Genomic DNA, 12,295 nt, shown 5'->3' on the forward strand with positions numbered 1-12,295 from the left:
GGCCCACCACGCCGCGAGGGGCCCCAAGTCAAGCCCCAATCGCGGCGCCGAAGGCGCCCCCGGAAGACGCAGCGCCCCACGACACCGGCAGCCAACAAAAGAACAACCACGCACGGCACCGGCAGCCGACAAAGGGCGACCACGTACGGAACCGGCAGCCAAGCGACCACCGCGCAAAGGCGACCAGGCACCGGACCGGCACCCAAAGACCAACCCCAAGCCAGAGTCAGGCCTGAAGCCAAGCCCGCTGCTCCTCCGTGTCCGGCACCGGAAACCCGCGAGCATCGGTAATGAGCTCCCACGCCCGCTCCGGCGTCTCCCCATCCAGCACAAGCACAGAAGCCGCGAGCAGCGACGACCGCCCAATCCCGGCCCAGCAGTGAAAGACGATATGTCGACCCGCGCGGTACTCCCCCGTCAGATGCGCGATGGCGGACGCGATCTCCGCACGGTTCGGCACGGTGCGGTCCGGGATCGGAATCTCGACGAACTGAAGGCCGGCCTCAAGAGCCGCCTTCTCCTCATCGCCCAGCCCCCACCGCAACCGCTCGTCGAGCGTCATCGCGGACACCAGGATGTCGACGCCCATCTCGCGGAGAGCAGTCATGTCTCCGGCCAGCCACCGGTTCGAACGCGGCTTGCCCATGGTGCTGATCGTGCCGGCGCCGGGGCGCTGGACCGTGTAGATGGTCGGACGCAAATTTCTTCACCCTGTTTCACGTGAAACGGCGCACCGATTTGGCATCGGCCACCGTCTGTCCGTCATGATGGTGCCCTGGCATTCGCCAGCTCACTCCACCGGCCGCCGGAACCTGCAGAGCCGCCGCGTGGTTTCACGTGAAACGCCACGGACGGAGAACATGGCCGGGGAGTTGCCCGACAGCGCGAAGCTTGTCTTTGGGGACCGGACCGAGCTCGCTCGCGAGTTCGCCGACATGCTCAGGGAGCACGGGGTCGAGCGCGGGCTCATCGGGCCGCGCGAGATCGACCGGATCTGGGAGCGCCATGTCCTCAATTCTGCGGTCATCGCGGAGTTGCTCCCACGGGAGTGTCGGTGTGTGGACGTAGGCTCAGGGGCAGGCTTGCCGGGTATCCCGCTGGCGATCGCGCGGCCCGACATCACGCTCACTCTGCTCGAGCCGATGGCCCGGCGGGTGGCTTGGCTCGAAGAGGTTGTCGACCGGCTGCAGCTCGATTCGGTCACGGTCGTGCGAGGGCGCGCTGAGGAGGGACCCGTGCGCGAGAGGCTCAAGAACAGTGACGTCGTCACCGCACGCGCGGTCGCGCCGCTGGAGAAGCTCGCTCGGTGGTGTCTCCCGCTCGTCAAGCCGGGCGGTCAGCTCGTGGCGCTCAAGGGTGAGAGCGCACAAGAAGAACTTGAACGCGATGCGCAGGCGGTGCGGAAGGCCGGTGGGACCGCCGGGCGCGTTGCGGTGTGTGGGGCAGACGTACTCGACCAGCCGACGACGGTCATCCTGATCGATCGGCAGACCAGGCAAACCAGGAGGGATCGGTGACCGTGTACCCGGAGTTCCAGTCCGCCGATGTTCCACGTGAAACCGAACCCCCGAAGACCGAAACCCAGAAGCCAGTAGCGAGCAGCAACGGAGGCGGCGCTGTGGTGTGGACCCCGATCGCAGAGGAAGCGGCTCGCGCGGCAAGCGTGCTGCACCCGGACGAAGGCATGCTGCCGAAGCCCACACATCGGCGCGTCATCACCGTCGCGAACCAGAAGGGTGGCGTCGGTAAGACGACGAGCACGGTGAACCTCGCCGCCGCGCTCGCCATCCACGGTCTCAAGGTGCTCGTCATCGACCTCGACCCCCAGGGCAACGCCAGCACCGCGCTCGCCGTCGAGCACCGCAGCGGCACGCCGTCCGTCTACGAAGTCCTCATCGGCGAGATCTCCATCGCCGAGGCGGCTCAGGTCAGCCCGACGTCGCCGAACCTCTACTGCGTGCCCGCCACGATCGACCTCGCAGGTGCCGAGATCGAGCTCGTCTCCATGGTCGCCCGCGAGAGCCGGCTCAAGGAGGCGCTCAGCCCCGAGGCGCTCGACCAGCTCCAGCCGGACTACGTGTTCATCGACTGCCCGCCGAGCCTTGGCCTGCTGACCGTCAACGCGATGGTCGCGGCCCAGGAGGTGCTCATCCCGATCCAGTGCGAGTACTACGCGCTGGAGGGACTCAGCCAGCTGCTGCGCAACATCGAGCTGGTGCAGCAGCACCTCAACCCGGACCTCGCCATCTCCACGATCCTGCTGACGATGTACGACGGCCGCACCAAGCTTGCCGACCAGGTGACCAGCGAGGTGCGCGGCCACTTCGGCGAAACCGTCCTCAAGACCGTCATTCCACGCAGCGTGAAGGTCAGTGAGGCACCAGGATTCGGGCAGACGGTGCTGACGTACGACCCCGGTTCACGCGGGTCGATGAGCTATCTCGACGCGGCCAAGGAGATCGCGGTGCGCGGGGCACGGGAGGAGTCCGCATGACGGAACAGCGCAAGGGTGGGCTCGGCCGCGGCCTCGCCGCCTTGATCCCGGCCGGTCCTCCGCCCGGTGCGCCCAGCACCATCCGGCCCGCCGCGGCCGGCAACGGCGCCGCCGCCCGGCCTGCCGCCCCCAGTGGCGAGGTCGCCGGCGCGGTGTACCGGGAGATCCCGGTGACGGCGATCCGGACGAACCCGAAGCAGCCGCGGCAGGTGTTCGATGAGGAAGCCCTCAACGAGCTCACCCACTCGATCCGCGAGTTCGGGCTCATGCAGCCGATCGTCGTGCGCGAGCTCAGCGCGAACAGCTACGAGCTCGTCATGGGCGAGCGCCGCTGGCGCGCCACCCAGCAGGTCGGGCTGAAGACGATCCCGGCGATCGTCCGGCAGACCGCCGACGACGTGATGCTGCGCGACGCGCTGCTGGAGAACATCCACCGCGTCCAGCTCAACCCGCTCGAAGAGGCGGCCGCGTACCAGCAGCTCCTGCAGGAGTTCGGCGTCACGCACGAGGAGCTCGCCGACCGCATCGGCCGTAGCCGCCCCGTCGTCACGAACACGATCCGCCTGCTGAAGCTCCCCCTCCCCGTTCAGCGCCGCGTGGCAGCCGGCGTTCTCTCGGCCGGGCACGCCCGCGCGTTGCTCGGTCTTGATGATGTCAACGCGCAGGAGGAGCTGGCGGCTCGGATCGTCGCCGAGGGAATGTCGGTCCGCGCGACCGAGGAAGCGGTCACGCTCGCGAAGAACGAGGCGCCGGCCAAGGCCAAGCCCGCTCCCCGCAAGCCGATGCACGCGCCCGGTCTCCAGGAGCTCGCCGAGCGGCTGAGCGACAGCTTCGACACCCGAGTGAAGGTCGAACTCGGGCAGCGAAAGGGCCGGATCGTCGTCGAATTCGGGTCAGTTGATGATCTCGAAAGGATCATCGGACTGATGAACCTGGAAGCGACAAATCGGACATCGGAGTAGGACCAAGGGGTTACCCCAGGGACTAATGTCACGGTGACGATGACGCCCCGCAACATCAAAGTTGCGGGGCGTCACCTATGTTCAACGTGAAACAGCGCGCTCGATCAGGCCGGCGTAGATGTCGCCGAGCGACTGTCCGGCCGCCTCGACCGCCATCGGCAGCAGCGAGGTCTCGGTGAGACCGGGCGACACATTCACTTCGAGGAAGTGAACCGTCCCGTCGGCGGCGACGATCGCGTCCGTCCGCGAGACGTCGCGCAGACCGAGCAGCCGGTGGGCGGAGACGGCCAACTCGCCGACCGCCTTGGCCGCGGCGTCGTCGAGCCGGGCCGGCGCGTGGAAGTCGGTCAGCCCGGCGGTGTACCGAGCCGTGTAGTCGTACACGCCGCTCTCGGGCACGATCTCGACCGCCGGCAGGGCGTACGGACCGTCGGGTCCGTCGACGACCGTCACGGCCACCTCGACGCCCTCGATGAACTGCTCCGCCAGCACGGTCTCGCCGTACGCCAGGCACCCGACCATCGCGGCCGGCAGCTGCGACGCATCCCGGACGACCTGAGCGCCCAGCGCCGAGCCACCCTGGTCCGGCTTGAGCATCAACGGCAGGCCGAGCGTGTCGACCATCGCGTCGAGCACCGGCTGGGCGCCCAGCTCGCGGAACGTCGCGTGCGGCAGAACGACCCACTCCGGCGTCGAGAGGCCCGCACGGGCGAGCTCAGCCTTCGCGGTCGGCTTGTCCCACGCCCGGCGGCAGGCCCGTGAGTCGGTGCCCACGTACGGCACGCCGAGCATCTCCAGCACGGACTGGACGGAGCCGTTCTCGCCCTCGCCACCGTGCAGAGCCACCACGACGGCGTCGGGCCGGTTGGAGCGCAGCCGCGACAGCAACGACGCGTCCGCGTCCCACTCCTCCACGGTCAGGCCGACCGACCGCAGTGCGGCCGACAGTCTGCGGCCCGACCGCAACGAGACCTCGCGCTCGTGGGAAAGCCCACCGGACAGAACAGCGACCCAGCGGTCAGCCACAGAAGTACTCCTGATCAGGCGGTGTCGGGCGACGGGGTCTGCGGCCCGGACAGCTCACGGCCCGGCGTTGCCCCGAACGTCGCGTGGAGCTGCATCTCGTCCTCGATGACGTTCGCCAGCCGCCTGATGCCCTCGCGGATGCGCTCGGGCGTCGGGTAGCAGTACGAGATGCGGAGCTGCTGGCTGCCGAACTTGTCGGCGTAGAAACCAGTACCAGAGGCGTAGGCGACGCGCTGTGTGACGGCACGCGGCAGCATCGCCTTGGTGTCGATCCCAGGCGGCACGGTGAGCCACACGTAGAACCCGCCTTCGGGCTTGTTCCACGTGGAACCTTGCGGCATGTGCTGCTCGAGTGCCGAGATCGCGGCGTCCCGCCGTTCGCGGTAGGCCTCGCGGTAGGTCTTGATCTGCCCCTTCCAGTCCTGCGTCGACAGGTACCGGGAGACGATCATCTGGTTCAGCGTGGGCGGGCACAGCGTCGCGGACTCCGCGGCCAGCACGAGCTTCTCGCGCACAGCGTGTGGCGCGAGCACCCAGCCCACGCGCAGACCTGCGGCGAACGTCTTCGAGAACGACCCGAGGTACACGACGTTGTCCGGGTCCATCGACCGCAGCGCCGGGTACGTCTGGCCGTCGAACCCGAGCAGTCCGTACGGGTTGTCCTCCACGACCAGCACGCCGTATTGGCGACAAATCTCCAGAACCTCGGCGCGACGAGAAACGGCCAGCGTGACGCCGGCCGGGTTGTGGAAGTTCGGGATCGTGTAGAGGAACTTGACCCGCTGACCAGCACGTTTGCACGATTCCAGCGCCTCGCGCAGCAAACCGGGGACCAGGCCGTCCGCGTCCATCGCCACGTGCACGACCTGCGCCTGGTACGCGGTGAACGAGCCCAGCGCGCCGACATAGGACGGGCCCTCGGCGATCACCACGTCACCGGGGTCGCAGAAGATCCGGGTGACCATGTCGAGACCCATCTGGGAGCCGACGGTCACGACGACGTCGTCCGGGTGCCCGTTGATGCCCTCGAGCGCCATCACGTCGCAGATCTGCTCACGCAGCAACGGAATCCCGTGCGCCGAGCCGTACTGCAGCGCCACCAGCCCGTCGGAGGCGATCAGGTCGCCGATCTCCGTGGACAGGTTGTCGAGCGGCAACGCGGCCAGGTGCGGCATGCCGCCGGCCAGCGATACGACCTCGGGGCGTGATGCGACCGCGAAAAGTGCCCGGATCTCCGATGCCGTCATGCCCGCTGTGCGCGCTGCGTAACGACGCAGGTGCGGGTCGAGGCTTCTGGGGCCCTGCTTGGCAGGCTGTCCGGGTACGGTCATGGGGCGCTCCTGAAGGGGGATTGTCCCGAGCGAGTGTAACTGTCGTCCCGTTCAGGGCATGTGCCTTCCGGGTTCCGTCACATCCGTCTACCCTCGTATGGGTTCATTGCGCTGCAAGGGGAGGTCGGGGTGTCGCGACGCGTCGTGGGCGTCACGCTGGACAACCTGGAGCACCTCTCCAAGCATTGCCGCACGTGCGTGTACTGGGAGCTCGCCCCGCATCTGCGCGAGCAGGCCGAGGAGTTCGGCGACACCGAGTTCGAGAAGGAAGCCTGGGTCTCCAGCGTCCTGCTGGAGTGGGGTTCCTGCGGCCGGCTCATCTACTGCGACGGCATCCCGGCCGGTTCGGTCTTCTACGCACCTCCGGCCGCCGTGCCCAGGTCAGCGGCCTTCCCCACATCTCCGGTGAGCCCGGACGCGGTCCTCATGACCTCACTGGAGGTCCTGCCGGAGTTCCGCGGCGGTGGGCTGGGTCGGGTGCTCGTCCAGGCCGTGGCGAAGGACCTCACACGTCGTGGCGTGAAGGCTGTCGAGGCGTTCGGCGACATGCGGCCGGACGACGAGGAGCGCAGCTGCGTCACGCCCGCCGAGTTCCTGCTGCAGGTGGGCTTCAAGACCGTGCGGCCGCACCCCCGCTGGCCCCGGTTGCGCCTCGAGCTGCGTAGCGCCATCACGTGGAAAGAGGACGTTGAGGCGGCGCTGGAGCGGCTGCTGAACTCGGTCACGGTGTCCACGGCCGAGCCCAGCTTCCGTCCCGTCTGAGCGCTTCTGAGGGGCTGGATCAGCCCTTCGCGACCTCGTACCGCAGCAGGTCGTCGAACGTGAACGTGCCCGTCGGCTGGTCGTCCTTGCCGAGCAGGTACAGCCGCTTCACCGCGACGAGGATGCCCTCGGCCACGACATCACGGAATCCGGGAGTCGCGAGCCGGGCCCGGTCGTCGGCGTTGGTCAGGTAACCGACCTCGACGCGGACCGCGGTGCACCGGGTGAGCCGCAGCAGGTCCCACGACTTCGGGTGCGAGCCGCAGTTCCGCATGCCCGTGCGGGCGGCCAGCTCGCGCTGGATGAAGCCCGCGAGCGCCTCGCCCACGGTCGAGGACGTGCCGTTTCCGGTGCCGTAGTGGAACGTGGCGATGCCCTGGGCGTGCGGCGAGCCGTTGCCGTCGGTGTGCAGCGACAGGATCAGGTCCGCGCCCGCCTCGTTGGCGAACCGGGCCCGCGACGTCTCGTCCGGGCAGTTCGCCGGGCCACGCGTGAGCAGCGCCTCCATACCTGTGGCGGCCATCTTGCCCTCGAGCCTGCGCGCGAGGTCCAGCATCAGGTCGGCCTCGGACAGCCCGTCGACCACGATGCCGCGGTCCTGGCCGCCGTGACCGGGGTCGATGATGATCCGCTTGCCGGTCAACCGGGACCCGGCCATGCGCACGCGTTCCTGCTCGCGCAACAGCACGGGACGGCCGCCGCGGACCTTCGGCTGCAGCTGGCGCAGCGCGCGGACCGTGTCCGGGCCGCACATGCCGTCGACGATCAGGCCGTAGTCGCGCTGGAAGTTCCGCAGCGCCTGCTCGGTCTGCTGACCGAACACGCCCGTCGCGCGGCCGGCGTCGTAGCCGAGCTCCAGCAGGCGCTCCTGCAGCATCAGGACGTCGTCGCCGGTCGTCGGCTGCGACATCAGGAACGCGAGCGGGCGGTCGCCGAGACGGTACGTCGCGTCCCGCAGCGCACGGTACGTGGCCGGGCCGACGATGCCGTCGATGATGAGCCCCCGCTGCTGTTGGAACGCGCGCACGGCGTGTTCGACGGTCTGGTCGAACACCGGCGGCGCCTGGGGGTCGGCCGGGGGCAGCAGTCCGAGCCTGGTCAGGGTCGACCGGATCTCGGCTACCTCGGTCCCCACGTCCCCGCGGCGGAGTAGCGGCATGCACCCTCGCTCGTCTAAGGCGCCGGCTTTCTCCAGCCGGCGCGAAACGTGACGTCCTATTGTGCCCTGCGGCAGAGAGTGATCGATGCAGGGCTACTTACCGTGGTACCAAGACCACCTTCGCGTGACGAACAAACGTGACCCGTCCGTCTTATCGGAAGACGGACGGGTCACGTTGCGCGTTGCACCCGATTTTGTCAGGCGAGTACGTCCTGCAGGTCGTTCAGCAGCGCGGCCTTCGGCTTCGCGCCGACGATCTGCTTCACCGGCTGGCCACCCTGGAACAGGATCAGGGTCGGCACGGACATGATCTGGTAGTCGCGAGCGATACCGGGGTTCGCGTCGATGTCGACCTTCGCGACGGTGATCTTGGAGCTGTGCTCCGCCGCGATCTCCTCGAGGACCGGCGCGACCATCTTGCACGGTCCGCACCAGGTCGCCCAGAAGTCGACCAGGACGGGCTTGTCGCTGGTCAGAACGTCGTCCACGAACGACTTGTCGGTCACCGTGACGGTGGCGCCGGCCATGTTCTCTCCCTTGATGTAGATCTTCAGTTGCCCTTGCCGTAACCGCCGCCGACCGCTTCGGCGGCGATCTCCGCGTGCTCCTCGCCGTGCTCGGCGAGCCAGCGTTCGGCGTCGATCGCCGCGGAGCATCCCGATCCGGCGGCGGTGATGGCCTGGCGGTACGTGTGGTCGACGAGGTCGCCCGCGGCGAACACGCCGTCCAGGTTCGTGTAGGTGGTGCGGCCCTGCGTGACGACGTAACCCTCGTCGTCGAGGTCGACCTGGCCGCGCACGAGCTCGCTGCGCGGGTCGTGGCCGATCGCCATGAACAGACCCGTCACCGGCAGCTCGGACACCTCGCCGGTGTTGGTGTTCTTCAGCTTCACCGCGGACACGGTGCCGTCACCCAGCACCTCGGTGACCTGCGAGTTCAGCTGCCACTTGATCTTGTCGTTGTTCCGCGCGCGCTCCAGCATGATCTTGGAGGCGCGGAACTCCTCACGGCGGTGGACGATCGTGACGGACTTGGCGAACTTGGTGAGGAACGTCGCCTCCTCCATCGCCGAGTCACCGCCGCCGACCACGGCGATGTCGTGGTCGCGGAAGAAGAACCCGTCACAGGTGGCACACGAGGACACGCCGCGGCCGAGCAGCTCCTGCTCGCCGGGCACGTAGAGGTAGCGCGGCGCGGCGCCCATGGCGAGGATCACGGCCTTGGCCTCGTACTCCACGCCGTTCGCGGTGACCTTCTTCACGGCACCGGTCAGGTCGACGGAGTCGACGTCCTCGGCGCGCAGCTCGGCGCCGAAGCGCTGGGCCTGCTCGCGCATCTGTTCCATGAGCTCGGGGCCCATGATGCCCTCGCGGAAACCGGGGTAGTTCTCGACCTCGGTGGTGGTCATCAGGGCGCCGCCGTACTGCGAGCCCTCGAACACCAGCGGTTCGAGCTGGGCACGAGCGGCGTAGACGGCGGCCGTGTACCCGGCCGGACCTGATCCGATGATGATCACGTTGCGCACGCTCACGGCTCCAGCAACTCCTCGATCTCGTTGTCTGTCTCGCTCAACGCGATCGTAGGTGGCGCTAATTCCGTGAGATGCGCGACTACCTCGTGGGCTTGATGGTGGTGTCCGCTATGACGCCCTGCGGGTTGTCCGGGCCGCACGTGTCCGGGTCCAGCACGACGATCCGGAACTGGCCGGGCGCGCCACCGGGCAGGATGGCCATCACCGCGGTCTTGCCCTTCAGGCTCACCGGGCTGATGCCGAGCGGCTTCGCCGTGCTGGTGATGCCGCCGCCCTTCAGACAGCCGGCCAGGCGGTCCTGGTTGTCCAGCGGACCGTAGTTCTGCGCCTTCAGCACCTCGGGGACAGCCGCGGCGAACTCGCCCTCCTTGACCGCCAGGGGCGGCCCGCTGACGGGCTTGTCCGACGTCTGGGTCTGCTGTGCACCCGGCGGCTGGTCGGCGGTGTTGTTCTGGGGCGCGACCACCAGGGCGATGCCGATCGCCGCCGCGGCCGCCGCCAGCACGCCACCGCCGAGGCCCAGCCTGCGGTTCCGGCGCTTGCGGGCCTCGTCGAGCGACACGACCGGCGCTGCGGGCCTGGCTTCGGCCGCGAGCGCCGCGTCGATCCGGTCCGCCACCTCACGCGGCATCGGGATCGGCGGCAGGTTGTGCAGGTCCATCACCGTGGCGTCGAGCGCCTCGAGTACCGCCCGCGCGTCCGGGTCGGCCATCACCCTCGGTCGCAGCTCGGCTTCGGTCCGTTCGTCGAGAACGCCCGCATGCAGGTCCGCGAGAAGGTCCAACGACCAGGGCGGATCAAGAGGCGTCCGCTCGGTGCCGGTCATCGGTCCTCCCACTGACGTCGCGGTTGCGCTTGCACATTCACACCGTCAGCTGGGACGTTCGCATCTGCGATCTGGTTCCGAAGGTGTCCGAGAACTTTCGCGAGCTTCGCGCGGCCCCGTGCGCAACGGCTCTTGACCGTGCCTTCCGCGATGCCGAGCAGCTGGGCGGTCTCGGCGACCGAGTACCCCTCGACGTCCACGAGGACGATCGGCGCGCGCTGCTCCTCGGGCAGTTCGGCCAGCGCGTCCTGCACCATCAACCGCGTCTCCCGCTCGGACATCGCGTCACGCGGCGCGACCGGCTCTCCCGGACCCGCCTCGGGCAGGGGAACTGTTGGTCTTGTTTGTCGTCTCCTCATCCGGTCGAGGCACGCGTTGACCACGATCCGGTGAAGCCACGTGGTGACCTGTGACTCTGCGCGGAACGACGATGCCGCGCGGAAGGCCGAGATGAACGCCTCCTGCAGCGCGTCGGCCGCCTCCTCCGGATCCCGGAGGGTCCGCAGCGCCACCGCCCACATCCGGTCGCGGTGGCGTTTCACCAGCTCCGAGAACGCGTAGGGGTCACCTGCGGCGTGGGCCGAGATGAGGTCGGCGTCGGAACTGGCTGCGGCAGTCACGACGGGAGGATAACGCTCGTGATCATGCCGTATCGGATGGGTCTAACCCGATCAGGTCACTGAGCTCGGGTGTAGAGGATCTCGCGGATTTCGGACTGGTTCTCGCCCGTGCCCTTGTTCGACAGCTGTGTGATCCAGATCAGCACGTGCTGCGTCGGCTCGTAGTCGCCGAGCTGGATCTGCGTCTGCCCCGCCGACAGCTCGGCCGACGCGATCACCTTCGTCTCCTCCAGCGGCGCGTCCGCGGCGGAGGCGACCCGGATCTCGACCTTGGTGCCCTTCGAGGGCGAGGTGATCGTGATCGACGCCAGCCGGGCCGGCTCCGCGAACGACGCCATCAGCCCGATGCCGGGCTTCATCGCCGGGAACGGCTGGAAGTAGTTGTCGGTCCGCCAGAACGTATTGCCGTTGTTGTCGACGGCGCGGTTGGCGTCCCGCTGGTTGTCGGGCTGGTTGGTGACGTCGTAGACGCCGATCGACGCGGGCTGCGCGGGACCGGCCGGCGTGGGCGCCTCGGCGCTGCTCTGGCCGCTCGGCACGGTCTGGCCGATCACGACCGTCGGGCCGCCGCCCTTGGACGGCTCGTCGCTGAAGAAGCCGACGATCTGCACCGCGAGCCACACGATCACGCCCAGCGTCGCCAACGCCAGCACGCCGACGCTGATCAGCAGCTTCTTGCGCTGCTCCTTGTTCTGTACGGGACGCTGGGTCGTCCACACCACGTCGTCGTCGGCGTCCTTGGACACCGCCGGGATGAGCGCGGTCTCGGCCTCCTCGGCCGCGATCTGGTCCAGCACCTGCAGGATCGCCGCGGACGTCCGGATGCCGCCGACGCTGGTGTCCTCCAGCGATCGCACGGCCACCGACGACAACTCGTGCGGCAGGTACGGGTGCAGCGTGCTCGGTGCGACGACGGAGCCGTCCGGGCCGGTGGGCGCCGGCTGGATGTCCGTCGGGCCGCCCGGCAGCGCCCAGCGGCCGGTGAGCAGCAGGTACAGGATCGCGCCCAGGCCCTTGACGTCGTCGCGCGCGATGGCGTCCGGGCGCGGGCCGGGGAACGCCAGGCGCAGGCGGCCGTCCGACGTGACGCGGATGCGCTGGGGGTGGTCCGCGCCGAGCACCAGGCCGGCGTGGTGGGCGCCCTCGATGGCGGCGCCCAGCGGCTCCAGCAGCCGGGTCGCGGCGCCCGCCGGCAGCGGGCCCTCCGCGATGAGGTCCATCAGGTCCGTGCCCTGCGTCCACTCCGCGACGACCATGCCGAGGATGCCCTCGCCCGGCTGGATGCCGTTGCCCGGAGTGAGTACGTCGATCACCCGTGAGACGCCGGGGTGCGTGAACGACGCCGCGTGCATCGCGCGTTCGACGGTTCGGCGGGCGCGGCCCGCGGCCTCGGTGTCCGAGAGGTCGCCGAGCATGATCGTGAGGGCGACGTCGCGGTTGAGCTGACCGTCGCGTGCGCGCCACAGTTCGGCGTGGGATCGGTCGTCGGTTCCGGACTTCGCGAGCAGCCGGTAGCGACCACCACCGATGACGCCGCCTGCCAGAAGGGCGGCGTTCGTTCCGCTACTCACGGGCACGAGGGTA

At 68.9% G+C, this 12,295-nt stretch carries 13 protein-coding genes; 4 read left to right on the forward strand and 9 right to left on the reverse strand.

Annotated features, from left to right (window positions below):
* Positions 1–226: 226 nt before the first annotated feature.
* A complete protein-coding gene (locus tag QSK35_RS25810; RefSeq protein WP_285750078.1) occupies positions 227–700 on the reverse strand; it encodes a protein-tyrosine phosphatase family protein in 474 nt (157 codons plus the stop codon).
* A 160-nt stretch (positions 701–860) separates the two neighbouring features.
* On the opposite strand from QSK35_RS25810, the gene rsmG reads away from it, so the two are divergent.
* The 3 genes from rsmG (at position 861) to QSK35_RS25825 (ending at position 3,456) form a co-directional block, all read left to right on the forward strand.
* Positions 861–1,517 (forward strand): 16S rRNA (guanine(527)-N(7))-methyltransferase RsmG, encoded by a 657-nt coding sequence (rsmG, locus tag QSK35_RS25815; protein WP_285750079.1) that lies wholly within the window; start codon positions 861–863, stop codon positions 1,515–1,517.
* A gap of 101 nt (positions 1,518–1,618) precedes the next feature.
* Positions 1,619–2,494: a ParA family protein gene (locus QSK35_RS25820; protein WP_285750353.1), complete on the forward strand. Its 876-nt coding sequence runs from the start codon at positions 1,619–1,621 to the stop codon at positions 2,492–2,494.
* Positions 2,491–3,456 (forward strand): ParB/RepB/Spo0J family partition protein, encoded by a 966-nt coding sequence (locus QSK35_RS25825; protein ID WP_285750080.1) that lies wholly within the window; start codon positions 2,491–2,493, stop codon positions 3,454–3,456. Before QSK35_RS25820 ends, QSK35_RS25825 begins: the two co-directional genes overlap by 4 nt.
* A gap of 81 nt (positions 3,457–3,537) precedes the next feature.
* Here the strand turns inward: QSK35_RS25825 and QSK35_RS25830 are convergent, their stop codons facing one another.
* Both QSK35_RS25830 and QSK35_RS25835 read right to left on the reverse strand, forming a co-directional pair.
* Positions 3,538–4,482 carry a D-alanine--D-alanine ligase family protein gene (locus tag QSK35_RS25830; protein WP_285750081.1) on the reverse strand — a complete coding sequence of 315 codons (945 nt, stop codon included), beginning with the start codon at positions 4,480–4,482 and terminating at the stop codon, positions 3,538–3,540.
* 14 nt (positions 4,483–4,496) lie between these two features.
* A complete protein-coding gene (locus tag QSK35_RS25835) occupies positions 4,497–5,813 on the reverse strand; it encodes an aminotransferase-like domain-containing protein (protein WP_285750083.1) in 1,317 nt (438 codons plus the stop codon).
* Between the two features lie 129 nt (positions 5,814–5,942).
* Between QSK35_RS25835 and QSK35_RS25840 the strand changes: the two genes are divergently transcribed.
* Positions 5,943–6,575: a GNAT family N-acetyltransferase gene (locus QSK35_RS25840; RefSeq protein WP_285750084.1), complete on the forward strand. Its 633-nt coding sequence runs from the start codon at positions 5,943–5,945 to the stop codon at positions 6,573–6,575.
* 19 nt (positions 6,576–6,594) lie between these two features.
* Here the strand turns inward: QSK35_RS25840 and QSK35_RS25845 are convergent, their stop codons facing one another.
* From QSK35_RS25845 to QSK35_RS25870, 6 genes are all read right to left on the reverse strand, one after another.
* Complete coding sequence (locus QSK35_RS25845; RefSeq protein ID WP_285750085.1) at positions 6,595–7,734, reverse strand: N-acetylmuramoyl-L-alanine amidase; 1,140 nt, start codon at positions 7,732–7,734, stop codon at positions 6,595–6,597.
* Between the two features lie 197 nt (positions 7,735–7,931).
* Positions 7,932–8,261: a thioredoxin gene (gene trxA, locus QSK35_RS25850; protein WP_285750086.1), complete on the reverse strand. Its 330-nt coding sequence runs from the start codon at positions 8,259–8,261 to the stop codon at positions 7,932–7,934.
* A 23-nt stretch (positions 8,262–8,284) separates the two neighbouring features.
* Positions 8,285–9,265, reverse strand: coding sequence for a thioredoxin-disulfide reductase (gene trxB, locus QSK35_RS25855; RefSeq protein ID WP_285750087.1), 981 nt, complete (start codon positions 9,263–9,265; stop codon positions 8,285–8,287).
* Positions 9,266–9,344: 79 nt separating this feature from the next.
* On the reverse strand, positions 9,345–10,091 hold the full coding sequence (locus QSK35_RS25860; RefSeq protein WP_285750088.1) for an RsmA family anti-sigma factor: 747 nt from the start codon (positions 10,089–10,091) through the stop codon (positions 9,345–9,347).
* Positions 10,088–10,711, reverse strand: coding sequence for an RNA polymerase sigma factor SigM (gene sigM, locus QSK35_RS25865; protein WP_285750089.1), 624 nt, complete (start codon positions 10,709–10,711; stop codon positions 10,088–10,090). Before sigM ends, QSK35_RS25860 begins: the two co-directional genes overlap by 4 nt.
* 56 nt (positions 10,712–10,767) lie before the next feature.
* Positions 10,768–12,282, reverse strand: a complete 1,515-nt coding sequence (locus QSK35_RS25870) for a protein kinase family protein (protein WP_285750090.1) — start codon at positions 12,280–12,282, stop codon at positions 10,768–10,770.
* Positions 12,283–12,295: the final 13 nt, after the last annotated feature.

The sequence above is a fragment of the Lentzea sp. NBRC 105346 genome (assembly GCF_030269605.1).
Lineage (GTDB): Bacteria > Actinomycetota > Actinomycetes > Mycobacteriales > Pseudonocardiaceae > Lentzea.